23 protein-coding genes are annotated in these 26,282 nt (G+C 43.8%); 5 read left to right on the forward strand and 18 right to left on the reverse strand.

The genetic code is table 11. The features are described from left to right. Window positions 1–267: 267 nt before the first annotated feature. Window positions 268–852, forward strand: a complete 585-nt coding sequence (locus tag L2729_RS17185) for a hypothetical protein (RefSeq protein WP_248989365.1) — start codon at window positions 268–270, stop codon at window positions 850–852. 143 nt (window positions 853–995) lie between these two features. Here L2729_RS17185 and L2729_RS17190 read toward each other — a convergent pair whose 3' ends face one another. The 4 genes from L2729_RS17190 to L2729_RS17205 form a co-directional block, all read right to left on the reverse strand. Beyond that, on the reverse strand, window positions 996–1,562 hold the full coding sequence (locus L2729_RS17190; RefSeq protein ID WP_248989366.1) for a lipid-binding SYLF domain-containing protein: 567 nt from the start codon (window positions 1,560–1,562) through the stop codon (window positions 996–998). Window positions 1,563–1,767: 205 nt separating this feature from the next. Continuing rightward, complete coding sequence (locus tag L2729_RS17195) at window positions 1,768–3,837, reverse strand: alpha/beta hydrolase family protein (protein ID WP_248989367.1); 2,070 nt, start codon at window positions 3,835–3,837, stop codon at window positions 1,768–1,770. 332 nt (window positions 3,838–4,169) lie between these two features. Continuing rightward, window positions 4,170–5,060, reverse strand: coding sequence for a hypothetical protein (locus tag L2729_RS17200; RefSeq protein ID WP_248989368.1), 891 nt, complete (start codon window positions 5,058–5,060; stop codon window positions 4,170–4,172). A 167-nt stretch (window positions 5,061–5,227) separates the two neighbouring features. Then, window positions 5,228–7,888, reverse strand: coding sequence for a hybrid sensor histidine kinase/response regulator (locus L2729_RS17205; RefSeq protein ID WP_248989369.1), 2,661 nt, complete (start codon window positions 7,886–7,888; stop codon window positions 5,228–5,230). A 112-nt stretch (window positions 7,889–8,000) separates the two neighbouring features. Between L2729_RS17205 and L2729_RS17210 the strand changes: the two genes are divergently transcribed. From L2729_RS17210 to L2729_RS17220, 3 genes are read left to right on the forward strand one after another with little or no spacing between them, the layout of a single operon-like run. Beyond that, entirely contained in the window at window positions 8,001–8,498 is a 498-nt protein-coding gene (locus tag L2729_RS17210) for a hypothetical protein (protein WP_248989370.1), read from the forward strand. A gap of 2 nt (window positions 8,499–8,500) precedes the next feature. Further along, complete coding sequence (locus tag L2729_RS17215) at window positions 8,501–9,541, forward strand: hypothetical protein (RefSeq protein WP_248989371.1); 1,041 nt, start codon at window positions 8,501–8,503, stop codon at window positions 9,539–9,541. Between the two features lie 2 nt (window positions 9,542–9,543). Beyond that, window positions 9,544–9,798 (forward strand): hypothetical protein, encoded by a 255-nt coding sequence (locus L2729_RS17220; RefSeq protein WP_248989372.1) that lies wholly within the window; start codon window positions 9,544–9,546, stop codon window positions 9,796–9,798. 25 nt (window positions 9,799–9,823) lie between these two features. On the opposite strand, the gene L2729_RS17225 is transcribed toward L2729_RS17220, so the two are convergent. The 14 genes from L2729_RS17225 to L2729_RS17290 all read right to left on the reverse strand — a co-directional run bounded on the left by L2729_RS17225 (window position 9,824) and on the right by L2729_RS17290 (window position 25,154). Further along, complete coding sequence (locus L2729_RS17225; protein ID WP_248989373.1) at window positions 9,824–10,825, reverse strand: hypothetical protein; 1,002 nt, start codon at window positions 10,823–10,825, stop codon at window positions 9,824–9,826. Window positions 10,826–10,877: 52 nt separating this feature from the next. Then, entirely contained in the window at window positions 10,878–12,182 is a 1,305-nt protein-coding gene (locus tag L2729_RS17230) for a DUF3131 domain-containing protein (RefSeq protein WP_248989374.1), read from the reverse strand. A gap of 179 nt (window positions 12,183–12,361) precedes the next feature. Further along, window positions 12,362–12,688, reverse strand: a complete 327-nt coding sequence (locus tag L2729_RS17235) for an Hpt domain-containing protein (protein ID WP_248989375.1) — start codon at window positions 12,686–12,688, stop codon at window positions 12,362–12,364. A gap of 88 nt (window positions 12,689–12,776) precedes the next feature. Next, window positions 12,777–14,054, reverse strand: a complete 1,278-nt coding sequence (locus tag L2729_RS17240; RefSeq protein WP_248989376.1) for a glycosyltransferase — start codon at window positions 14,052–14,054, stop codon at window positions 12,777–12,779. Between the two features lie 193 nt (window positions 14,055–14,247). Continuing rightward, window positions 14,248–15,225, reverse strand: coding sequence for a hypothetical protein (locus tag L2729_RS17245; RefSeq protein WP_248989377.1), 978 nt, complete (start codon window positions 15,223–15,225; stop codon window positions 14,248–14,250). Further along, complete coding sequence (locus L2729_RS17250) at window positions 15,215–16,603, reverse strand: DUF3131 domain-containing protein (RefSeq protein WP_248989378.1); 1,389 nt, start codon at window positions 16,601–16,603, stop codon at window positions 15,215–15,217. The genes L2729_RS17245 and L2729_RS17250 overlap by 11 nt, the downstream gene beginning before the upstream one ends. A 23-nt stretch (window positions 16,604–16,626) precedes the next feature. Beyond that, the gene (locus L2729_RS17255) at window positions 16,627–18,021 is read right to left on the reverse strand and encodes a DUF3131 domain-containing protein (protein WP_248989379.1); all 1,395 of its coding nucleotides are present in this window, start codon (window positions 18,019–18,021) and stop codon (window positions 16,627–16,629) included. Between the two features lie 10 nt (window positions 18,022–18,031). Continuing rightward, entirely contained in the window at window positions 18,032–19,360 is a 1,329-nt protein-coding gene (locus L2729_RS17260; protein WP_248989380.1) for a DUF3131 domain-containing protein, read from the reverse strand. After that, window positions 19,347–21,206 (reverse strand): glycosyltransferase family 2 protein, encoded by a 1,860-nt coding sequence (locus L2729_RS17265; protein ID WP_248989381.1) that lies wholly within the window; start codon window positions 21,204–21,206, stop codon window positions 19,347–19,349. The genes L2729_RS17260 and L2729_RS17265 overlap by 14 nt, the downstream gene beginning before the upstream one ends. A gap of 107 nt (window positions 21,207–21,313) precedes the next feature. Next, on the reverse strand, window positions 21,314–21,763 hold the full coding sequence (locus L2729_RS17270) for an ATP-binding protein (protein WP_248989382.1): 450 nt from the start codon (window positions 21,761–21,763) through the stop codon (window positions 21,314–21,316). A gap of 9 nt (window positions 21,764–21,772) precedes the next feature. After that, entirely contained in the window at window positions 21,773–22,963 is a 1,191-nt protein-coding gene (locus L2729_RS17275) for a nucleotidyltransferase family protein (protein WP_248989383.1), read from the reverse strand. A gap of 13 nt (window positions 22,964–22,976) precedes the next feature. After that, window positions 22,977–23,309: an STAS domain-containing protein gene (locus L2729_RS17280; RefSeq protein WP_248989384.1), complete on the reverse strand. Its 333-nt coding sequence runs from the start codon at window positions 23,307–23,309 to the stop codon at window positions 22,977–22,979. A 12-nt stretch (window positions 23,310–23,321) separates the two neighbouring features. After that, window positions 23,322–24,539 (reverse strand): SpoIIE family protein phosphatase, encoded by a 1,218-nt coding sequence (locus tag L2729_RS17285; RefSeq protein ID WP_248989385.1) that lies wholly within the window; start codon window positions 24,537–24,539, stop codon window positions 23,322–23,324. 219 nt (window positions 24,540–24,758) lie between these two features. Next, entirely contained in the window at window positions 24,759–25,154 is a 396-nt protein-coding gene (locus L2729_RS17290) for a nitrous oxide-stimulated promoter family protein (RefSeq protein WP_248989386.1), read from the reverse strand. 348 nt (window positions 25,155–25,502) lie between these two features. Between L2729_RS17290 and L2729_RS17295 the strand changes: the two genes are divergently transcribed. Next, window positions 25,503–26,273, forward strand: coding sequence for a hypothetical protein (locus L2729_RS17295; RefSeq protein ID WP_248989387.1), 771 nt, complete (start codon window positions 25,503–25,505; stop codon window positions 26,271–26,273). Window positions 26,274–26,282: the final 9 nt, after the last annotated feature.

Consider the following 26,282-nt stretch of genomic DNA (forward strand, 5'->3'; position numbering starts at 1 on the left):
GCAGAGGGATCCATTGAATATCGTATGTCTAATGCAGATGATCTCAGATTCGGATCCAACACGTAAACAAAGTGCCAGTATGCTCAATGATTATTGGACCGGTGCTAACTGTCGACACGGTATTCCAATTCGCGTTGAAAAGGCTTAATTCATTTCATCCTGCAACATTTACCCCTCAGCATTCTTTTTGGCTGAGGGACTTTTTTCAGCTTAAGTTAAAATTTATCTCTTTATGATAGGGTGAGTTACAAATCACTGGAGATAATAATGACAACAACAAAATACTCACAGATTGGCCTTTTTGCGGCGGCGATGTTTGCTTTGCCAGCGATGGCTGTAACAACAGAGCAAGCAGCTTTTTTTGATAGTCTCGCGGCGCATTGTGGTAAGGCATTTGAAGGTACGGTTACGGCGGGTAATACTGCCGATTCAGCGTTTAGTGGTAAGAAGCTTATCATGCATGTACGCGAATGCAGTGACACCGTCCTTAAAGTGCCGTTTCATGTAGGTGATGATCATTCCCGTACTTGGGTGATTACTAAGACTCAGTATGGCTTACACCTAGCGCATGATCACCGTCATAAAGATGGTAGTGAAGATAAGGTCACTATGTATGGTGGCATGACTGCTGATATGGGCAGTGCTACTGAGCAATCCTTTCCTGTCGATGCATATTCGATTAACAATTTTAGAGACAATGGACTAGATGTATCCATTACCAATGTTTGGCATATGTATACCAAGCCAACAGAGTTTACCTATCGTTTGACTCGTGATGAGAGAGATTTTAGGGTGGATTTTGATCTGACTAAACCTGTGACGCTGCCGCCAGCACCTTGGGGACATAAGTAAGGCATTCTGTTTAAGTGAAGAGATGTGATGCGTCTAGGTTCTAGCTTTCAATTGCTAGAACCTAGAGTTATTGTCCGAGTCTTTCCGTCTTAGCTTATTTCGAAGTGACTAAGTCACGCCCTCGTATCTGCATTCCCTTGAGCCTATTTCTCTTTAAAAGTGAAGGATTGGCCTGCCAGTGCGGCTTCAAACATTAAGCCACCTTTGGCGACAGTAAACACAGCCATGCCGTTGATATAAGATGCTGATGCTGCTTTTTTACCTGCTCCTACTGAATTTCCTGTCGTACCTGCCTGTGCATTGGCGCCAATGTTAATCGCGACGGCAGAGGCTTGTGCGCCGAATTCAAAGCTGCCGCTAGTGAAATCAGTATAAGCAGCTTTATCCTTAAAAAAGATAACTTCGCTGTAAGCTTGGCCACCGAGCTGAAAACCGAAAGAAACTTGGGTTAAGCTGGTATCGCCTTGATAGCCACCACCTTGATAGACGCGTCCTTTACCGTAAGCGGCACCTATACCAATTCCGCCTTTACCTACGGTCGGAAAAAGCGCGTAACCATATGCACTATCGAAAAATTTTTGAGTTTGATTGGCTTGTTGGAAAGTGGTTTTAGCTTGGGTATAGCCATCTTCAGCTAAGGCTTGTGGCGCCACTGCGAGGCTGGCAACGAGGCAAAGAGTGCCGGTTATTTTTTTGAATAAGTGTTTCATTTCAATCTCCTTTAGCTGCTCATGTGTCAGTATCTAGTTGTAGCATAGTTAAGCTGAACCGAAAATGAATGACGCATCAAGCTTAGTGAACCATGAGCATCATTTTTAGCATTAACCAAGGCTAAAGTCATTGTTGTTAATTTAAAGGCAGATGAGTGGATAAAAAAAGCGCCAATATAGGCGCTTTTTTTATGTGTTGGAGCTGCTATTTAAAGGGCTTGTCGAGTACGTAATGCTCGAACCATTTCTGATCCCACTCCATTTTGGCTTTACGATGTTGATACTTGCTTAATCCATGGCCTTCGCCAGGATAAACAATGAGCTCAACCGGTACATTGAGATAATGCTTGAGAGCGCGATATAGCCCCTGTGCATGACCGGCTGGTACTCGCTGGTCATTTTCACCGATATGGATAAGGGTAGGTGTTTTGATTTTATCGACATGGCTGAGTGATGAACCCTGGGTGTAGGCTTCAGGCTTTTCCCAAGGCAGACCTTCCATAAAGTTGACTACATGGCCTGGGGTGTCTTCAAGCATCCATTGCAGGCGTTGATCAAAAACACCGGCGCCAGAGCTTGCCGCTTTAAAACGTTCAGTCGTGCTGATCAAGGCATTAGTTAGGTAACCGCCGTTACTCCAGCCCATCACTGCCATTTTGTCACCATCAACAATGCCGTCGCTAATAAGGTGATCGACCCCTGCGATAATGTCGTTTACCTCAATGTCGTGTTCTTTACCGACTAAATCGGTTAAGAACTTATCACCATAACCAGTAGAGCCACGATAGTTAGGCGACAGTAATGCCCAGCCTTTGGCGGTGAATGTTGAACGGCCATAAGAGCGATGCTGTAAAGCATAGGGGGTTGCTGATGTTGGACCACCATGAATTTGCACCACTAATGGTAGCGGACCGTCAGACTTTTTATAGTCCGCGGGCAAATCTAATATTCCTTCGACAACACTACCATCAGGTGCTTTCCAGCTCACTATGGATATTTGAGGGAGCTTCCAACTCTCGACTTGTGGGTTAATATTACTCAGACGTTCTGCTTTGGCTCGACTGCGATTGGCATCCGCAATAAACATATCAGCAAAGTGATCGAGACCGTTGTGGCTAAAGGCAACGCGTTTACCATTTTGGCTAAAGCTGTAGCTGCCAATGACCATATCGCCATTAATGACCGTGCGCGTATCACCCTGTTCGTCACCGTCAATTTCAGTACAGAATAGCTTTACTCGAGCATGATCTGCGCCGCGATAGCAGATCTCATCACTATTGGGTCTCCATTTTATATCGCCTGAGTTTAAGGTGACATCTCCGCTACGTGTGACTTCGAGCGATGGGGCTTCTGTTGCTTTCGCATTGGCAATAAAGAGCTTACCTGGATGGCCGTCAAAATCGATTCTAAAGGCAAGCTGGTTATTGTTTTCTTGCCAATTTAAACCTAATAACCAGCCGTAAGGTGAAGGGGCTTGGTCGCGCCATTGCGTATCGGCGAGGGTGTTATTGGTTTTTGTTTTGGTATCGAATATCTCGACATCAGACCAACCTTCTAACCGAACTAACTCATTATCGTCAGTGGTGATACGGGCAATTTTACTGCCATCTTCATTGACTTCAAATTCCCAAACAACTTTATCGTCATCGATTAATAGCTGTTGCTTAAAATGTTGCAGGTCAAGCTGGTATAACGGGTTCGTTTTACGTTCGCCATGGCCATATTTAGGGGCTGAGTGGTCTGCACGCATCGAGGCCCAGTCATCTTTATCTTTAACTGTTTTAGTAGCTAAAAAATACACGCTCTTACCGTCATGGCTTAGCTGGAATCCGCTAACGCCTTCGACCTCTTTAGTCATCGGTTGCATGTCACCGCCAGTGACGGCGATGCGGAAAATTTGTGTCTTGCCGTTGTAAGGTGCTTTGGCCGCTTCTTGTTTTACCTTGCCGAGAAAGTAGATATGTTGCCCGTCTGGACTCCATTGTGGACTGGATTCACTTTCATTGGTGAATGTGAGGCGTTTAGAATTACCGCTTTCAGTGTCCAGCAGCCAGAGATCTCGCTGGCTTTTATCCAGTTCTTTGTCCCAGCGGTTCTCTAGCCAAAGCGCTTTTTTACCATTGGGGCTTAATGCCACTGAACTCATGCCACCAATATCAAAAAAGTCATCGATAATAATGTCGTGCGTTTTTTCTGCTGCAGAGGTCACCATACTGGTACCGAGCAATGTTGCCATTGCGGTAGCAAGTAGGGTTAACTTATTGATTTTTTTCATGTGGTTGTTCCTACCCTTCAAGATCTTTCTATAATTTTTATAATGAAATAAGCGCTAATACCAGCTGCATTAAGTAGGGTGTTAATTCAGAAATGCTCAATCTTTCAGTTCAAGACGCATTGATGAGACAGTGGTTCGTCCCTTACTTGTCAATGCAAAGCAGTGCAAGCTACGTGGGGAACGCTTGATATAGAATAACGATTAGCATCGAGTTCCCAGCTTACCTTTAGCGCTTTGAATTCCCACTGAATGAACAGATACTTAGCGCAATTGGTATCATACCCTATCGCAACTAGCATTATGAAATCCATGAAATATGTCAGGTATTTAGCTTATTTTTTTTCATCTTGCATTAACTTTTGCAAGTAGGCGAGTTCTTCTGAACTGAGCAGTTGCTGACTGGCCTTCATCGGTGATTTTTGCTGCGACTGTGCTAATCTTCCACGTAAAAATGCAGCGTAGGTGATCTGTTTTAAGCCATAAATGGCAAGAATATAAACGGTGAGCAGCAGGACTAATTTTGTCGCCACATGGTTAATGTGAATGAGTTGTTCGCCGAAATAAAAAGGTAAGATGACCAGCACGGCTCTGACAATCCAATTACTCATTAACGCCAGAGTCAGTACCAGCAACCAGCGGAACTTTATATCCTTAAGGCTCTCTTGATGCAGTCTAGATGTACGGCTTGGATAGCGACTAAGCATCTTTAAAATAAAGTAAAAATAGAGCGCAGTTTGGATAAACAACAGCCCTGGCAGCGCCGCCCCTAGAAGGCTTAGGTGATTTAGATGGCTTAAACCTGAATTGAAGCTCAATGATATGTCTGGCAGTTCCCCTTGGTGTAATACGCGGTAACCGGCTGTTGCTAATACCGTCATGGCGACGAACAAAGCAGGGAAGAAGTGAGGCGAAAATCCGCTGGGTGCTTTTGCGTCATTTAAACTTCGATGACAGTACAAATAGAGCATCGGCATCAATAAGAAGTAGATTGGGATAATCAAGATAAAGATAAAATGGATTGGCGCAGGAGCGTTATCTTTGGTGAGTAGACCGGTAAAAAAATACAGCGCCATTAGGCTGAATATGCTGCCTAAAATCTTCTGGTTACCGTTTTTTTCGCGATAGATATAGCGGATGTATAAACCTAGGCCTAAGCAGTGAAGACCGCCAAGCAAAGAGAGCCACCAATACCCTTGTGATACAAAGTCATTAAACTCATTCATATTGCTGTTATTTCATACTATTAATCATCGGGATGCAAGTTGAATATTCAACCAGAGCAAAGGTATTCTTTCATTTTGAAAGGGGATTACTGTTGACTCATAATGAAATTGTAGTCGCAGTCGGTAATAAGGGGATCACCGACGTGAGGCGTTATATTTGAAGAGGTTTAGCTGGCAATCTTGGAGACTCGCTTTAGCTTGTCGATCAACACATCCTTCTTAAAGGGTTTTGCGAGGTAGTCATCCATGCCGGATTCGTAGCATTTCTCAATATCTTGATCTAATACACTGGCGGTCAGTGCGATGATAGGGAGTCGTTGTTCTGAGTTTAACTCCTCCCATGCCCTGATTTTTTCAGTTGCAGTAAAACCGTCCATAATGGGCATCATACAATCCATTAAAACAGCGTTAATGACTTCCCCTTTACTGATGAACTCGAATGCTTCGAGTCCATTATTAGCAATAACAAAATCATATCCAGCTTGTTTCACAAGCAGTGAAGCGACTTTTTGATTAACCAAGTTGTCTTCGACGATAAGAATCACGACTTTTACTTTTGTATCATCGGGGTTGTTGTCACGGGTATCTTGCTCCGCTTCAGATGTGCTTTCTGCGCGCAGTACTCTATTTTCTATACCGTTACGAATAGCATTGCCAAGTCGTTTTCCCAGTAATGGGAGCGTGATGGTGGAGTCTATATTATCAAGCGTACGCTGCTCTGATGGGGTGTTGATGGCAACCGTGAAAATATCTTGTTGAGATAGTAACTCAGGTAATGTGGTTAAGGCTTCTCTAGTAATAGAGGAATTATCAACAAAAAGCAGATCAAACTTTTGTTGATCTTGTTGGAGGTCAAAGCAGGATAAATAATGATAATTGAGCCTAACCCCTTGTCTGATGCAGGCATCCTCAATGGTTTCAATAATGTGATTATCACTGGATATTAATGCGGCGGTAAGGTGCTTGAACTCATCTTGCTTAGGTGCTTCTTGCGCAATAATTCGCGCTTTTAGTTCAACGGAGAAGCAACTGCCTTTACCTTTTTCTGAACTGATTTTGATATCTCCGCCCATTAATTCGACCAACTGCTTACAGATCGCAAGGCCAAGGCCGGTGCCACCAAATTGTCGAGTGATAGTGCCATCTTCTTGGGTAAATGGAGAGAATATTTGTTGCTGCTTATCTTCTGCTATCCCTATGCCGCTGTCATAAATTTTAATCTGCATATTGGCATATGGTTTTTCATCAAAACGACTGCTGATAGCCACTTTTATAAAGCCTTCGCTGGTAAATTTGACCGCATTCGACAACAGGTTCATCAGCACTTGTCGCATACGGTGTTCGTCGAGTGCAATGAGGTAAGGGGTATTTGTCGGGATATCAATTTGCAGGTCGAGGTTTTTCTCTACCACTTTGGCTAACACCATGGTTAACGTGTCGTAGACGACCTCGGCGATATTGGCATCGGTGTTGGTAATGGAAAGGTTTCCAGACTCAATCTTAGACAAGTCCAATATATCGTTAATCAGTAATAGTAAGGTATGTGATGATGTTTCGATCGTTTGCAGGTACTCGTTTTGTACGGGGGTCAGTTTGGTGCCAGCAAGAATTTCAGACATACCAATAATCCCGTTTAATGGTGTTCTGATTTCATGGGACATATTGGCGAGAAATGAACTTTTAGCTTGGTTGGCTTTTTCTGCATCAGATTTAGCCCGTAAAATTTTCTCATCATTTAAGTAACGTTCATGAATTAGATTATTAAGTTTTTTGGAAAATAAGCTGAGTTCATCATTACCGTTTTCGTTAATATTATTAGAGTAGTCATGGGTTTCCTCTATATTAGACATGGTTGTTATTACATGATGCAGGTAGTTAAGAATACGTCGGTAGAGGTTGGCGCCAATGGTTCCTATGATGATTAACGATGCAAATAAAGCAGTGCAGAAAAGGATGATCAGTTTTTTTGATTGTGATATTTCGCTGTGGATTTTAGTGGTTAATTGATCTGAAAATTTGGTCACTACAAACTGAATAAGGCTTAAGCGTTGACTAAAGGCTTGCAAATTAGACTCTGGGCTATCAACCAGAATATCTTCATGCAGAATATGACGGCGCAGTTGGTAGCTTTGTTCAAATGCTTTGTCTGAAAATGTCGTCAGTAGAAGATCGACTTGTTCAGGTTTGGCGCTAATATTGATAAAGCGTTCCACATAGAGCTGCTGCCTTTCAGTGCTCATGTTCAATTGAATCAACAGCTCGGTGTTATTTCTATCGATGAGTAACTGGTTAATAAGCCATTTCTCTTCTGCGGACCAAAGCGATAGCCATTGCAACTGAAATAATATGGTGAGGTTTTGGTTAATCTGCTCCGGTACATCTAGCTTATCTTTTTCTAGCACCATTAGCGCTTGTGTTTGCAACTCGTTTATCCAAGTAGACCAATCAACAATACTCACCTGTGTCAGCTCAGGTGATTCTGTTAAGGCGTCTTTAGTGCTATTAAACCATGCTTGGATATCATCGATATTTTTTGTGGTGAATGCCTTGGGCAGTAGCTGAGGGAATTCCGCAACTATCGGTGTGAAGTCTGCTAATACGAATGAATCACCTTGAGCGTATAGCTGCTCTCTAGCTTGATTTATTTTGATATTGAGTGCAGAAAAAGATTCTAAAAAGGTAATCTTGTGGTTGAGAGTATTGAGTGCTTGGACATTATTAGTTTGCTTTTCTATCTCCAGCGCGGATAAAAATGCTGTGAACAATAAAGGTAGTAATACTAATGCCAACATCCTTGTTTTTATTGAAATGCGATTCAATAAGTTCATTTCTACTCCTTGAATTGAACGTGCTGGTCATGTCCTTGTGTATTGCATGACTCTTGACTATATTCAGCATAGTACAAAAGTACAAAAACTATCTAGGATTGAAGGTTTTTATATGTTTAATGGATTAGACTTTGGTGCCATGTTTTTTAATATAAGATTTGTCGTTTTGATGGCGACTCTCTCCTTATCCCCTGCACTCTGGGCCTTAGAAACTGACGCGGATGAAAGCGCCGACGTCGAGTTTGCAATTTTCAGCCTCAATAATGATTTACCTCCCTTGAGTAAAAGCAAAGCCAGAATGTTATATCGAGGCAAGTCTAAAAAAGTCGGCGGCAGTCTCAAAATTGTGCTGGTCGATCTACCCGAAACCTCTATGCATCGCGAAGAGTTCTACAGCATGTTGCTGGGTAAATCTGTGTCACAGATGAATGGCTATTGGGCAGGATTAGCTTTCTCGGGCAAAGGATCACCACCTGAAGAGCTTGATAGTGATGATATAAAACAGATCCTAAAGTGGCTAAATGAAAACCCCAATGGTATCGCGTATGCGCCGGTTGAGTCGGTTCCGGATGAAGTGAATATCTTAATTACCGTGCCACAAGGAGAGTAGCCATGTTATTAAACCGTCAGTACAGCATTTTATTATTGAGCTTAGGCATTACAGCAAATGCAGAAGCGGGAATAGAGCTTACAGATAACATTTTGCTAAGTGGTTTTGGTTCGACGTCGATCAGTAAAACAGACAATAAAACCCCGTTATTTATTAGCCGCGAGATTAGCGATGAAATTTGTTATGACTGCGATACCTTATTTGGCTTACAACTTGATATTGATATTTTTGAGGGGTTTAACGCATCAGCTCAAGTGGTTAAACGTACCCAAGATGACTGGAGCGATCCAGAACTTGAATGGGCATATTTAGGCTATGAGTTTGCTGATTTTGAAGTGCGAGCTGGACGACTGCGTTTACCGTTATTTCTCGTCTCTGAGTTTTATTATGTTGGTCAGGCTTATACATGGGCGCGCCCACCAGAAGAGGTTTACGATGCCATTTTGGGCTTTACCTCCTACGACGGTATTTCTCTGGCTTGGCATTATGAAATTTCGGATGAAATATCGCTTACTATCTCGCCGTACTACGGATTTGAGCGACTTAATGAGGTGGAGTTGGGAGGGACTTTATTACAATTCGATACCGACTATATGACGGGTGTGTACATTGATTTAGTTGGGTTTAATTATCGGATTCATACTGGGTTTATGCAAACTCAGTATATTCAACGACCTTTCCCTGCCACCGATAAACTTGATGTTTACACTGTGGGAGCTGAGTACAGTTTGGATGCTTGGCAGTGGATGGCGGAGTTAGAATATGATGAGCTGCAAATCAATTGGTATGCCAGTGTCGGTTATGCACTTGATGATTTTACGCCTTACTTAGTATATGCCGAGAGTCACGAGCTTAGAGAAAGTAAGGGAGTGACTTTAGGACTTCGTTACGATGCCACTTCGACCCTTTCACTGAATCTTGAGATGCAATCTATCTTTTCACACGAACCAGGTAATCGAGCACAGTTTGTCACTTCACCACTGGTATATGGTGAAAAAGATGATGTCGATTTGCTCAGCCTCACGGTGAATTTTGTCTTTTGATTATGGATAATATTGTATTTTGGCTGAGCTTTTATCTGCTGATGTTAGTGCTTTCAACCATCATTGGTTATTACAAAGGCAATATCGTTGCGGGAGCATTATTGGGTTATGTTTTGGGGCCGATTGGGGTATTAATTTTACTGTTGAGTAAGGATAGAAAGATGCTGCCATGTCCTGAGTGTGGCTGTAAGATCCATCGCCACTCTTACAAATGTCCCAAGTGCCATCAAAAAGTGTTCAATCGTTTAAGTCTCTAAGTACGCAGTATTGATGTAGCCGAACTTAGAAGTCGAATGAATAACTGATACTTAAGGACCCATCCTTAAATCGACCCGTATCAGGCCCTCTGTCGGCACTATTCCAACGGTTTCCTGAGTAGTTATTATATTGAATTGTTATGGTTCCTGGGTGCCAGTCAAAATAACCAAATCCATAGGTGAAATCAGGATTCCAGGGCTGTTTCTGGCTGCTGTCTAAATAGTAAAAAGCGCTTGCATTAGCGTACCAATTTCCCACTATCGAATATTTACAGCCTAAGCTTATTGTTTGGTGGCTGGTCTTATATTCGATGCTGGCGAGATCAAAATATTCCGGCGTATAGTTATAATCAAATTGACAACCAATCGCTCCCTCATCAGTAAAGGAAAACCAATCGATAAACGGTTTAGTCACTGGAAATTTCCAACCGAGTGCCCACGTTCCTTGAGAAAACTCAGTATGTTTGCCACCAGGCTCGGGAGAGAAGCGGTTACCACCGTAGTTAGAGTACAGCAGACTAAATGTGTATGGGTGCCAATCGCTATAGCCAAACACATAGGTAAAGTCAGGGTTCCATGCTTGCTGTAACTCCTTATCAAAATAGTGATAAGCGGTTGCAGAAATAAACCAGTGACCAATAATCGAATACTTAAGTGACAAGCTTGCCGTAAGGTTCTGGTTACTTGGCCCTGTGGTGGCATTGACAGGGATAGTGGCAGGGGTGTCGATCAACGGGTAGCCAATGCTGACACTCGCGCTCCAGCGCTTGTACCAAGGCGTATCAGAATCCCAAGTTTCAAACGGCAGCATGAATGAGCTGGTTGCACCATTCCATATGAGATCAGCTTCGGTAGCAGCGGGCACTTCTTTTGTTGTTGAATGATTGATGACGCTTGTCTCAGCCGCCTTAGGAGCATGTTTTGCCATTTCGGTTTGGTGCTCACTTGCTAGAGCGTCAGCCGCTGCAATACATAGGGGGAAGACCCATAACGTGGCTTTGACTGTCCATCCTTGGCGCTTTCTCAAATGCGTTTCCCTAACAGAACGATTCCATGCGGTGTATCAGTTTTACCAATTTTTATTCTTCTAAAATTGCCCTTCTATTGCGAGTCTTATACCAAAGACTAACTAAGATCAGTGAGTTAGTATTTATATTATAGGCGGTATTTGTTTTTCCATCACGGTAAAGTCCGGTGGGGATCTCGGTATGTCGGATGCTATTGGTTATCACCTGTGTTGCTAGATTTTGACTGTACTGACTTTGATAAATCACGCTTATAGCCAAAGCTGCTTTGTTGCTGAATGTTTGTGGCTCTGCAAAAGGTTTGCCTGAATGTGAGACGCTATACCAAGGTTGGCCTTGGTAATAAATATTATTATATAAAAACCAAGGGGACTTATTTAATGAATCCTCAGCATAGGCTGTTAACCTCTGATTGGTCTTGTATTTTGCTTCATGCAGTTGGTAGAGTTTATCGAGCTGATTCCAGCAAGATACCTCATTGCCGACCTCGATGGTGTAAAGCAGAAAAGGATCGAGCGTTAGAAACGGTAGATTACGGGGGTCAATTTTCAGTGCAAAGTTATCAAGCTTCACTTTATTTAACTGATCGCACAAAAAGGCTTTATCCACATCTAAATTCATTAGGCGATAACCCGTAGCGGCATATTGCAGATACCCCAGTCGACCTTCTTGGCGAAAATACTCTTTTTGAGAGGTGAGTTTGGTGCCGTACAGCGTTTTATTATGTACCGCTGCCGTTAACTGCCACTTCTCTTTGATGAGTTCAACCTTACCAGCGAGATGCGGTTTTCTTTTTGCAACGATGGCTAACCAAATATATAACCGACCAAGATCTAATGCTGACCAGCCGTTTCCATGAGATGACGTTTGGCTAAAGCGACCAGAGGGTTTGCCGGTAATCGTATTGTATTGCCTATTGGGGAGTTTATCTTTGTAGAGGGGCAGCTTGTATAACGTAGAGAGCAGTTTTTCGAGTCGCAAGTCAGTCACTTGTTGGTTACTGACCTCCAGTGCTTCCAGGGCCATTATAGCGGCAATACTGCTGGCAATATCCCACATGGTGGCATGTGTGTATCCCTGGACTGAATCGATTAATCCCGTCGTCTCATTCCAGTTCTTATCAATATATCGCTGTGCTTTGCTAATGAGTAATTTTTCGTAACGATTAAGAGGGACTTTTACAAGCGTAGGTACTTGAAGGCTGGCTTCATCAACGATATTGCTGAGAAAACCTGAGTTTTGAAGAGTCGCCTTTTTTGCTAATGAGTTGCTGGGAATTATGGATGCTATATGTGGGATAATTGCTCTACGTTGAAACTGGATCGGTATTTTTTGCGAATAATCAGCGCCCAATATCACTCTTGAGACTCTTTGCGATTCTGGTTGCTGTAACGGTGGTTTGGGATCCTGTTGTCGCTGAGGTTGAAGTGCGGTATTGGCCCTTGTGAAATGGCTATTTACAGTGCTCAATATAGCGAAAGAGCACACTGTTATATGGAGTATGCTCTTTTTCAATATGAGCCGTTGCAATATACGACTTATTGCAAAATCCTTTCAATTTGCTGGTTAATCTCTTTTATTTTGCCACATAAATCGTTGATTGCGGTTTGGTCTGGAAGAGATCCTGCTTGAGAGCTGGATTCGATGACTTGAGCTAATGTCATTGCTTCTTTGGCACATAAATTACTAAACATACCTTTAAGCTCATGGGAGATTTGAAACAAGCCATCGACATCGTCACTGGAGAAACGATTTTTGAGTACGCTATCACTCTCGCCATACTCTTCTAAGTAAATGGTGAGCAGCATTTTTACCATGGAGTCATCGTCCCCACATAGTGCTCTTAATTCATTAACCTCTATCATTGTTACATCCTTTGCTTTTTATCTGTTGACTGAAACCGGGTGCTAAACATGGGGTGTCAGTGGGGCAAATATTGGCATACACGCGCAGTTAAGCGGTGGTCATGAGTTGTTCTGCTTTAACTTTGGCTAGCCAAGACGCTAATGCTTTAGGGCTCATAAGCTGAACATCACCTAATTCAGCATCTTTTGCATTTACGAGCTCATCTGGAAGTAAATCAATAATGCGCTCCAAATCTTCTGCCGTTTGTACCTCGTTATCAATTAACAGAGCCATCTCTTTGTTGTAATCAGCGCCTCTTGCTCGAAGCGCTTTGACTAAACCTTGTAATAAAATTAACCAAGTACTCATCGGCCCTTGGACAATTGAGGCGGATTCAGCTGCGGAGTCAATAAAGGCGAAAGGAACGGTGGCAATGCTTTGTTGGTGTTGCATCGCGGCTAAAATCCAATCAGTGTCGAATGAGAAATCAAATACGCTGGGTTTCATTAAAATATGCTGCAGTGCCTCACGACTGAAGAGCTTGTAAGCGGCCTGAGTGTCGTGAATACCTTTGGAAAAAATGGGTGAACCGACCATTCTTTGCATGTGTCTGAGGGTTTTAATACCGACCCCCCAGCGTTGTTCTTGTTTGACCAAAATAGATCGGGGATCTTTACGGTTTCCGAGTACGACTTGAGAGTTATTTGCCACAAAAGGCGCCAGTATTAGCCCGAGTTGCCCCATATGGACAGAGTTATCAGCATCGGTATAAATAACCGCATCAACACCATCTGAGAGGGCTTGCATACAACCATAAATGATAGCGCCGCCTTTTCTGGAATCATCAACATCATGGAGTGTGGCTAAAGGGCCATGGTTGTTACTTATTCCATCTTTGAGGTTGAGTACGGATATTTTTTCTGGCTGGGTACTGCGATGGGCAATACGGCTGGCAATATCGAAACTGCCGTGAGGACAGCCATCATCAACGGGGTATAAATGCCAATCCACTTTGGTGCCTTTACACGCCCACATCAGTTGGGTCACCTTAGTCAGCAATGAGTTCTCACCATTGATGTTAGTGGCACTTTTTTCTAATAGGCGATGATGTTCCCCCCACATGGCAAAGACGATACCAATCGAGATAGGTGTGGTTATCTGTCGTAAGTATTTGCGCGACTGCACCAGCTTCACGGCTAACTTAAACATCAGTGGGCAATCTTCTTTTTGTGCTAATGCGACAAGTTGCGCTGGAGAGGTGTATTTTAGATCCAATAAAGAGTCGGCTAGCTCAAGTAGACTTATTTGGTGGGAGGATTCAGTTAAGTCAAATTGGTTGCTCGCGGCACGGTAAATGGGTTCGAGATCTTCTTTGTGTATTCTCATAATGAATCCTTTCATTGGTTAACTCTTCCTGAGCGCTTGAGTGCTGATACAGCACTCACATGAAGCTTATTAAAATGTAGTAATAGATTGGTAAAACAGCAAGGTGCTATTTCCCCATCGTTTGGATATACGTTAGCTGAATATCATCAGGTCTATGGGGTTTTTTACGTCGCTATCTATTTACTTTCAAGCCTTAAAGTGGCGGATCTATTACCTCAACTTCATTTTCTTTGAGGTTACTTTTATCGAGAGTCTCTATTTCTTTCATCTGCGGAATGGGTTCAATCTGCCGTTTTTGCAATGATTCTACTTTCAATTCTTGTGTTTGGTTAATACTGCCAATTCCAAGCCGATTGGTTGGCTTAATTCCCTCTTGCGAAGATGTGTTGGAGGCGTTAGTGGTCTCTTTCAGCTGAGATTGAGCGGCGGCCGCAAGCCCAGCATCAGATGCATCGATGACGTTATTTTCGATATCTGCCAAAGATGCTGCTTTATTGGACCGTGGTGCGGGAGTAAAAGAGGGGGCATGGGAGAAGTTAGCATCGTAACCTGAGAGTTTTTTACCTGAGCTCGAGTGTTGTGATTGTGCTGGGCTGGAGGTTTGCGTTGGAATGGGTTGGCTTATGTTGTTATTGGCATCGTAACGATTAAGACCCAGCTTTGGTGTTGTGAAGGCGAAAAATGCTAGCTTTTCATCCCATAATTGCAGCGCGGTAAGCTCAATGTCGAGGTCCTCATCAATACCACTGGTTACATCGCTGACTTGCATCGCAACCGACAGTTGAGTGTTTGCGGTTTCTAAACGTTGATGCAGTTTTTGTTGCACTTGCGACCAGTTAGTCCCTCCTGTTAAGAGGTAACGTGTACTGTCTGCCCAGTATTGATACGCGATGGGATCTTCAGCTTTATCTGCGGCAATAGCCGCAAGTGATGCCGCTAATCCCGATGACTGCCACATCACTTGTTGAGATACTTGTTTGGGGTTACTGAGCAGTACCACACTTAATTGGTGCCAGTGCGTTGCCGCTTGTGGGTAGCGGCCTTTTGCGAGCAGGTAGTTGCCTTTACTAAAGGGGCGCAAGTCAAGATTAAGTGCGGTGGCAAATACAGGTCGAACGATTGGTAGCACAAGTAATGATAACGCGAGTATCAATCGATATTTATGACTCATCAAAAGTCTCCACTAGACATTTACCGGGATGATTGAAGCGTGAGTTAAAGCGCACATCACGATACTCTTTGTTTTCTTTGGCTTGGTACAGTTTGCCATTGACCTTGTACAGTAATGCTTCTAGTACGCCGGCATTGGTTTTTAAAGTGATGCTTTTTTCATAAGCACTTGATACTTCATAGCGCCCTTCGTACCAGCCACGTTGCGGGTGATATAGCTCTTGCACTAATGTTATTAGGCGTTCTGTGTAGTCCGTTTTCCACAGGGCCCACATTTGAAAAGCGACTCGAGTAGAGATGAGTGCGAGTTGGTCGTGGCTACTGCCATCTTCGGCGACGGTGATCCAAGGAGTACCCAGGGCATAGATAGCGTCATAGACGAAATAGGGCTCGCCGGATACAACATGTTCTGCTCTTGCTGTATAGATACGCTCAACGTCCCAGCGACTTTGCTGTACCTGATAAATTGAGTCAGCCATTGCTGCCAGAGGAACATTGGTGTGTTGTGCATCGAGCGAATGCATATCGTTAATATCATCCCAATTGAACTCGAGTCCTAACCAGAGGTAAGGCGTACTAAAGACCGGCCTAAGGACGTCAAAAAATCGCGGGTCTCTGCCATCAAAAAGAAGATCAATGCCATTGATTGTCGCCACTTCATAAGGCTCTAGCGTCATCGATTTTTTAGGAATAATTTGCCAATCTAAATAGCCATAGGAGGCATACTCTTCGATACCTAAGCGCCCCTCTTTGTAGCGGGTGACTTGTCCATTGTTGATAGCGCCACCATACAGCTCGCCTTTGTCGGAGACGAGGGCGCAAAAATTCCAACGCAGGACAGCTTTATCGATATATTCAGAAAACTCTGGGTTGTGCTGTTTGGTGATGGCTAATGCAATAAGTAACCGACCTATGTCGATAGCAGACCAGCCTAACTCTGCAGGTTGATTGGCATAGTTCACCATAGTGCGGGTATTGGTTGAGTAGACTTTATTTGGCACTCCTTGGCGTGTTAATGGCATATTTACCAAGAAATGTATCGCCATAGAGAGCCGTTCGTCGTGGGCTTTGGTTGAGATTAACTCGAACTGCACAGCGGCTTGCAGAGCGATGAGATAATCGGCCAGTGAAGTCATATCCATGGTGGGATAGTTGTCTATAGAGTTAACCAGCCCAGAAGACAGCTGAGTGTTGTTGGCGAAATACTGCCACGCTGTGTTTGCCCAAGCGATCTCTTGTTCGGATAATTCGCCATGCCGACCTTGCCTGATAAGCTGAGATTCATTCACGCCAGAGACACCAGATTGAACTCCCTGGTATACAAGGCCACAAGCTTGAAGGCTAAGCAGCAATAACAGCAGAACATATTGTCGTAGCATATTACCCCAATCAGGAAGCTGAGTTAGTTTGCTTCAGTCTTTCTCGGTAAGCATTGCCCTTCGTATCCAAATGGACTTTGTAATGCTTTTTCCCAAAGGCTAGGCGCGGTAGTTGCTTGATACTGTAATAACTTACCTTGTTTTTTATACAGTAGGATTTCTAGCAAAATACCATTATTGTTTGAAGTGAACGTATTAATGAGTCCAGTGCCATTCTCAAATATACCCTCATAAAAGCCTTTTTCTCGGTCATAAACATGGCTGACGTGTTCAAACAGCAGATCGGTATATTCGGTATCCCATAACACCCACATCCCCATCGCCCCTTTGATGGCAACGGCCGAGTATTGTGGTAAGAAGGCGCCGGCTTCAGAAATCGTGTTCCAGGCAAAGCCGTCGGTATAGATGGTGTCATAGACGAAGTAGGGAGCTCCGTCGAGCTGATGCTCGGTTCTTGCGGTGATAATCCCGGTTTCTTGGTAACGCTGCTCTTGTACTCGATAGATCTGCAGCGCAAATTCAGCCACCCAAGCGTGGCTATAGTTATTATCGTGTTTACTGCGGTCTGCGGTGACATCCCAGCCAAATTCAATACCATCTAGCACATAACTTTCAGTGACGACGTAGCTGTGGGCTTTGAGTCTTCTTGGGTCACGAGTGTCATAGGGAATGTCGTAACCATACATATTAATGGTGGCGTAGGGCTCAGGCATTAACGCCTGTTTTGTGTTAAACCCCCAAAGCTCGAAGCCTTTAGCGGCGTATTCTTCATAGCCTAGTCGACCTTCTTGTAGATACTGCACGGGTTTACCAGGTTCAAGGAGTGCGCCAAACATGGTGCCCGTTTCATCGACAACGTTGCAAAAGTTCCAACGTAATACAGCAGAGTCAATGGCACTGGCATACTGCGGAAAGCGATGCTTGATGATATGCAGCCAAATGAGTAATCGGCCTAAATCTAACGCGGAGTACCCAATCTCGCCAGGCTGGTTTGCATAATCCACCTTGGACGCATTTTGGGTGTTATACGCTTTGTTGGGGAGCTCTCCCATAAAAAGATCAATGGTATTTAGCGTGGCGATAAAACGAATAAAACGACGGTCAAACTCCTCTTTTTTAATAATGCCGAACTCTAAAGCACTCACCATGCCGGCCAAATAAGACGAAGCATCCCACCAAGTAACGGAGGGGTAGTCATTTACCGCATTGACCATGCCTGTCGATTCTTGATAGTTATTCTCAAAGTACTTCCAAGCGATAGTGGCCATTTCCATCTCTTGCTCAGTGAGCTCTCCAGAGCGCTGTTTAGGCACCTGCCAATGAGAATGACGATCGACAATATCACTGGAAAATCCTTGGTAGCTATTACCACAGGCTATAAGTAATAGAGCTAAGCATACGAGTAAAATAAGTTGCATACGCATCCCTCTATAGTTGGTTATCTACGCCGACGTTGAGCAGAGCGCCATTTTGTATATATGCCAGCGACTCTAAAACAATACCGTTAGTATTTGCGGTGATGGCCTTATTGGCTTCTCCCGTCTTTTCGTATAAACCTGAGTACCAACCCTTACTGTCGGAATAAAGCGTATCGACCCCCGTGATTAATTTGTCTGCATAGGGCGTGTCATATAGGGCATACCAGCCGAAGGCTGCCTTGGTTGAGAGGGTTTTAAAGTCAGAAGCGTCAGCGCCAGTATCGGTGATGGTGTTCCATTTTTCACCATCTGAAAATACGGTGTTGTACACAAAGTAGGGGGCTTGGTCTATATGATCCTCACTGACGGCGGTGATAATCCCAGAACGTTTATAGCGCTGCTCTTGAGCCTTATAAACACGAAAAGCAAAGATTCTTGATACGCTGTCAGCGCCAAATTCAATGCTATCAAGAATGTATGACTCACTGACCACATAGTTATGTGCATGGTACTTGGCGGGATCGCGACTGTCGGTGGGCACTTCAATACCATCAATAGTGATAAACTTTAGATAGTCAGCGTACTTTAATGCATTGAACACATCTCGGCCCATTAGGCTCAGCGCCTTTGAAGCATATTCTTCGTAACCAATACGACCCTCTTGCACCAGCTCTAACCCGGAGCCTGATGCCGCCGGTCTTGAGCCAAATAGGTAACCATCTTTAGTCATTGCCCCTATTTTCCAGTGTTGCAATACACTATTAACCTGCTTGTTAAATCTAGGGTACTGCCAAACCAAAATATTCATTGGTACCAGAATTCGGCCAATATCGATAGCCGACCAGCCAATGCCATTTTCGGTTGGTTTATTAGTGTAATCCACCATCTGTAAAGTTCGGGTGTCGTAGGCTTTATTGGGTAGCTCATCTCTTACCAGTGGTATTCGAGATAGGGTGGCTAAGGCCTTTTCCATCTTAAGGCTGAACTCTTCATAGCGAATCACATTGAGCCTATGGGCAGAAATTAGCGCCATGAGGTAGGAAGCGGTATCCCACATCGTGGTTGATGGGTAGCCGTCTACTGAATTGACTAGGCCGGTGTTGTCTTGATAGTTATTTTCAAAATATCGCCAAGCCGTTTTAGCCCATTGATACTCTTGTTCAGTCAATACTCGAGTCTCACGAAAGGGGATGGGCTCCGACGGGGCAAATGAAAGATTACCCATCACTTGGTTATATTCACGCGTTTCTATGGTGAAAGCGACGGCTAATGCGGTAAACAGCCCCGCTAAGAATACAATGTGATGACGCGCTTTAACGAACGAACTACTCGATTCCATAATCCAACTCCTTGGCTGTTGCTATCGTGGTGGTGGCATCATCTGTTGGTGGTGACCAGCATGCGGCGGCTATCATGCCCCACATGGCCATCATGTTATTGATGGTCCAAAAACTATTGAGGATCAAACCGCCAAGCGAGTAGGTGCCAAATGACTGGCTACTGTAGGCGTACCAAGCAAAAATCATACTGCCGAGACTCAGTGCAAAAACTGAAATTTGGGGGAGCACTAAATGGAGAAATAATCCTTGTTGACGACTTTTAGGCGTGGTTGGAAAGCTGATTTTTTTACCGCGTAGTACCGTCCATAAAGCACGTAAGTTAACCGGGAAAAAGGACAGGAAATTGGTCTTACCTTGATAACCTGACACCCCCCATGTGCCCACCATCATGGCAAGCTCAGCAGTGATCACGAAGGGTAGGAAGTGCATATAGAAAGTGGTGTCATAGGCGCTCACGGGCGCGATACTGGTAAGGAAATACACAATAGGGCAAGCAAGGAAGATAATATTCCAAATAGCCGATAGGTTTGACCAAAAACTGGCACCATACATTAGCTTTTGTTTCAGGTTCATGCCTTTTTTAAACAGCGGATTATCGTTCATAAAGATATCAATTGAACCGCCTGAATATTTAAAGCGTTGTACGGTCCAGCTTTGTAGATCTTGTGGTGACAGCATCTTACTTTCTATCTGCGTATGCTGAATTGAGCGCCACTCTCGCTCGGTATCGCCATGCAGAATGAGTGATGTATATATATCTTCTGAAACGTGGAATTTATAGGGGGTAAACTCAGTATCAAAGATGATCTCTTGGCGTAAGTTAGTCGAGATATCCTTGTCGACGTTTTTCTCCTTTGTGATCTTACGGATCTGTTTTTCTACTTCCTCGTGCTCTTGACTTATCTGGTGGCTATAGCTGCGTAACGCCGCTTCCATAACCGCTTCTCGACGGTGTATAGAACCTGCTCCGCAGCAAAACGAAGCATTGGCCCAATTACGACGACGCTGAATGACGTCATAGAACATTTGTGGATCGTTTGCGTATGGATCACGGCCTAATGTGACTGGGCCATAGATTTTTTCAAAGGCGCTGCCAAGCCAGCTGACAGGAGTGCCCAAGCGTTTCTTTAACCAAGCAGGGAGTCTTTCTCCGGCGGGCAAGTCAAAAAACCATTGCGGTGTTTGCACCCAAGCGACATCTGGGTCCTTAAAGTAACCTAAAGTATTCTCTAAGATACTCGGAAAAGGGCGGGTATCAGCATCACAAATAACAATAAAGTCGCCATAAGTCTGCTCTAACGCATTCCGTAAGTTACCGGCTTTGTAGCCGACATTATTATCGCGAGTAATGTATTCAACGCCCATATTGGCTGCAAGCTGCGCCATTTCGGGACGTCTGCCATCATCGAGTATAAAGATCCTCATCTCTATTTCATGGGGGTAACGTACCTTTAGGGCATCTCGAATACTCAGTGCAACGAGTTCTGGCTCCTCGTCGTAAGTGGGAAACATAATATCCACACAAATAGGCCTGTCATCCATCGGATCATTGATGCATTCATTAATGGTGGCTGGTGGACTTTTTATGGGCTCGTCAGCTGTTTTCCAGAGGTTAAAGGCAAAGAGGACAGAACCCACAAAGGCGCAGGATTCGGCAAAGGCCAAAGGCAGTGAAAACCACATTGCATCGTAGTTGAGCGCAAAGCCCCAGCGCCAAACTAAGTACCATATTCCTAACGCAATATTACATGTCGCTAAGTATTGATATAGCAATTCCCGTGAAGGGCTGTAACTTGCCGGTTGAGGTGGAGTGCGTTTCTCGAACTCATTGAAGTAAAAATCCATTTATCATCTCTCCGTGCACTTATTTTTATCGGTACGATAAGGCACATTTCCATCTTCCGGCTGCATTAAGTCGGACCATGTCGACTGAGCAGTGGTTCGGTATTGGGTTAGCTTGCGCTACGTTGTAGCTTTAAGGTATTGCGATTTTGGTGCGAAAAATATTCTAACTTGTCTGACAGTTCTTGAATGATCTTCAGTCCTCTTCGGCTTTGCTGCCAAGTTTCGGGATCATCTGCTAAGGGCTCAATAAAGTCTGTTTTGAGTAACTCTTCAAGAACACCATGAGGTATGGATTGACCAAAGTCAGAGATCTCAACGATAAGATCTTTGGCATTGGTCAGATACGAAGTCGCTTCAAACTTATCACCGTCATTGTTGCCATAGGCGTGCTCAAAAACATTGTTAACGACTTCAACCAGGCAAAGCTCCATTTGACCGACTATTGACTCATCAATCCCGAGGCTATTCCAGTAAGGCACTATGTCATCAGCGACCTCTCTAGAAGCCTCTAAACTACTGAGATATTCTTTGTGAAACTTCCTTGTATTCACGTCCATAAGCTAACCTTATTTAACCTGCTGTAACGGCACGGGATTAGCTTTAGGTGCCAGCGTGCTGTAGATGTCGTTAATGCTAGATCTACCCATCAAGGGCCTAGAGACGTTACGATTTTTCAGTATATGTACGTATAAGCAATCCGCTAACAGTTGGGTATAGCCGTCATGGCCTAATAAGTAATCGCCAAACATGGTTTTGTTGACGATGTAAGCGTCATTGGCTAAATGAATGTAGTCACAAATCAAGGTGTTACTGACCAGGCTCTTTGCGTCAACCTTACAATTTGCACCGACAACAGCGGGGCCAATAATCGTTGCACCATCTTGGACTTCACAGCCACTGCTGATGATGACGGGGGGGGTGATTTTACATTTTGAGATGTCGATTTGAGTGTTAATGCCCACCCAGACGCCAGGAGCTAGCTGTGTCCCCGGAATGGGATAGCCCTTTACTTTGCCGTTTAAAATATCGCTGGTCACTTCCCAAACATCTTTGACTTTTCCGACATCTAGCCACTGAAAGTCCATATTAACGGCATAAAAATGTGCCTTTCTTTCTACTAGTAGTGGGAACAGATCGCTGCCGATATCAAATTCGACGTCTTTAGGAATAAAATCAAAAATGGCAGGCTCGAAGATATAGATCCCAGTGTTGATTTTGTTAGAAAGAGCTTCTGACTCGAGTGGTTTTTCTTGAAAGCTAACCACTTGCTCATATTTGTCTGTCACAACTACCCCGTATTTACTGACCTCCGATGAAGGCACTTCACGGGTAATAATCGTTGCCAGACCTCCGTGGCTCTTGTGGTGTTCGACTGCTTTTTTGAGATCGAGGTCAATCCAGGCATCGCCGCATACAACAACAAAAGTTTCATCAAAAAAGCCCGAGAAATCTTGTACTTTTCGCATACCCCCGGCAGAGCCTAACGCTTGGCTAACAAACTTCCCATTAACTTCAGTTGCTTCATAGGAATAGGAAAGCTGTACGTTGAAATGGTGACCATCACCAAAATAGTTTTCAATAATTTCGGCTAAGTGGCTGGTGTTGATTACGATTTTATCTATTCCATGCTTAGCGAATAATTGGATCATCGACTCCATTACCGGTTTGCCGAGTATGGGGACCATTGGCTTTGGAATTGCGTAAGATATTGGCTTAATACGAGTGCCTTTTCCTGCGGCGAGAATCATTCCTTTCATAACATCTACCTCTTTAAGCGGTTGGAGCCAGTGCATCTTCAATTGTTGGATGGCTTAGAATGAGCTTATCCATACGGGTTAGCTTAAGAAGATCTATTACCGGTTTTTGTGGGTTCACAATACTAATTTTGGTGTTGCGGAGCATTTTATAAGCACCCATTACGGCCCCAAGACCACTGCTATCCATAAAGCGAACTTGACCTAAATCAAGCACTAACTGCTCTCGAATATTGCCTTTGATTCGTTCTAGCTGTTCTCTAAATGCGGGAGCCAGTTTTGCATCAAATCGGCCTTCGTTCACCTGAACTATGGTGTATTGACCTTTTTCAATAATATCAAATTGCATAATGTTTCCTCTTTATTCGCCTTGCCATTCGAGGGCAAGTAGGCTTATGTCATCATCAAACTGCATTGCGCCACTCCAAGCACTTACTCTGGTGACAATGGTGTCAGTCTGTGTGCCGCTAGGCTCATTACTTAGTGCTAGAACGAGTTGTTTTAACCCCGCCTCTGAGTATTGGTTTTTATGTTGATCTTCTGCTTCTGTTATCCCATCGGAATAGAGGAAAACCCTATCGCCCGGCTGAAGTTGCACTTGGTCTGTTTGGTAGTCAGCAAAGTCAAACATGCCCGCAACAAAGCTATCTTGTTCTATGAATTCACAGTAATTCTTTGATTTCTGTAGCCAGATCATCGGTGGGTGTCCGGCAAAAGAATAGGTAAGTAACCCACTTTTGGTATTCAACACGGCGTACACCATGGTGAAATAAAGGTTGTTTTGATCTTGGCTTATATAGCTTTGATTTAGGTGTGAAATGACTTCGCTTGGCTCGATAAGGCTATAAAAGGGGTCAGTATCTTTTTTGCGTTTGACGTTCGAAGTGGTCGCGGAATTAGAACTGATACTTTGCTGAATGGAAAAAGACATTAAAGCTGAAGCGACGCCGTGACCCGCGACGTCAAATAGGTATATAGCAATATGATCTTCATCTAACTGCATGCAGCCAAGCATATCGCCGCCAATTTGCGCACTGGGAATATGGGTATAGTTAATTTCAACGCCTTTAAAACGGGTTTGATTAGGCAGCATGCGTTGAATGAGATCACTGGCGCACTCTAGATCTTGCTTAATTGTCGCATAAGCACGATCGAGCTCGATGTTCTTAGCAACGAGTTGGTTGTGTAGCTCTAATGTTCTGAACCCTGCCTTGAGTCTTGCATCTAGCTCATTGATATTGGTATCTTTTGCCACAAAATCATTGGCACCCGCATTGATCCCCTCAACAATGGAGTCCTTATCATCGCGGCCTGAGAGCAGTACGAAGAATATGTAGCGGCAATATTGTGGGGACTTAAGGTGATAGCAGAGTTCAATACCGTTGAGCTCAGGCATCATCCAATCACTGAGCACTAATTGAATATTGGGGTGCGAGTCAAGTTGAGTTAATGCCTCTAAACCATGCTTAGCGGTCACTACTTGATAGCCACGAGAAATCAACATTTGCGATATCATCAGCAGCATGACTTTGTTGTCTTCTACGAGTAGGATCTCTCTGGTCAAAGCGGCAGCCTCCATGCTGATTGTTCCCAACGAGCTGCAAAATAATGCGCCGTCGTTCAAATAAGTCCTTTTACTTTCCAAAAGTCTAGTAGTGAAATTCTGATACAACAAGAAAGCGCACGCGACTATTTAAAGTCATCGTGCGTTTTATGGCTTTTTCTATTTGAGATTAGACGTGTTTAGCGCTTTGAATACCTTGATGGGTTTTACATAAGCGTTTAACTTAAAGAGGCATTAATCTTTAATATTTACTTTGATTCTAAGGTGCCGATTTGAACATTCTACTGGGGGTTTTACCGGAGCGTCCTTACGTTCAGATAACAGGTGCCTTATTGCCATAATCGGATGTGGCAGCAACATTCTAGGGCCTGCATAAACCATTATTTCTCTCGCTTTGGCCTTCATATGGGGTTTATAGCAATGCACTGGGCATTTGTTGCATGTTGGCTTATCTTGTCCATAAGGGCATCTATCTAATCGGGTATGAGCATACTCAGTAAAGTCTTGGCAATCTTGGCATAAGCCAGCATTACCGCTTCCATGGTGTGCTTTGCAGTAGATTTCAACCATAGCAAAGATGGTTCTAAACTCGCTAAGCAATTTGCCACTTAAAAGTTGTTCGAAAGCCATGGTATACCTTAGTCAGTTACTGGGTTATTGATATCATAAAAGCCTAGAGAGCGACAAACAAAACGGATGCTTGAAAATTTGAAGGTGCGCACAAAATAGCGCTTTAAACGCGATTGGGTTTATCGATAGCTATTTTGTAAAAATAGACTGAGTTTTTGCTTATAAAGCTGTCTTTTGAGCTATTTTGGCCAATATAGTGCATTAATTTTGATACCCGGTTAAAAAAGAGATATAAATACTTGATTGTATGAAAGAGAATGCATTAATAATAACGTTCTATTTTTACGCGTTTTAAAATGCATAACAAGACTCACATATGAGTCTCTGGCCAACCACTGGTGGAACACAATGAAAGTAATTGCCATTATTTTGCTCATTATAATAGGCGTTTATCTCTATAAACGTACTCAGCGATTAGCAAATGAAGAAAATGAAAAAAAAGCTCAGGATGAACAAACTGCAAATGAAGCGGTTGAGCCAGAAGTCAAAGACGTGACTCCAGATACGACGGCTGAATTGTCGAGCCCGCCTGATGAAGGGGCGAGCATTGATAAAAAGCTTGATATTGAAGGGGAAGTTGTTGAAATCATGCCAGAGCCAGAGCCAGAGCCAGAGCCAGAGCCAGAGCCAGAGCCAGAGCCAGAGCCAGAGCCAGAGCCAGAGCCAGAGCCAGAGCCAGAGCCAGAGCCAGAGCCAGAGCCAAAAGCCGCAGAGGTTGATGTCGCTTGGGCAAATGCTAAGTTAACTCAGGCTATAGCTGATACTGCCGCTGCCACAGATACCGCAGCGAAATATATTGCAATGTCTTCGACCGTTGCGGAGTGTTATAAGCAACGTAAACAAGCTGAATATGTAACGTATGGTGCAAACTTATCTAAGCGATATACAGCACTGTTTACCGTTTATGCTGCTGAAACTAAGACAAATAATCCAGATGCTGAAGTCAAAGGGATTGGCCTAATGCACATGTCGACCTTGCTCAACGACAATGGTGAGTTTGATGCGGCTATCGCGATATGTAAAACAGCCATTAAACATGGCGTTAGTGATGGTACTGTGACCGGCTTTGAAGGCCGTGTTACTCGGATCGACAAGGCTAAAGCCAAAGCAAATAAATAAAGCGATGCC

The organism is Shewanella gelidimarina, assembly GCF_023283945.1.
Lineage (GTDB): Bacteria > Pseudomonadota > Gammaproteobacteria > Enterobacterales > Shewanellaceae > Shewanella > Shewanella gelidimarina.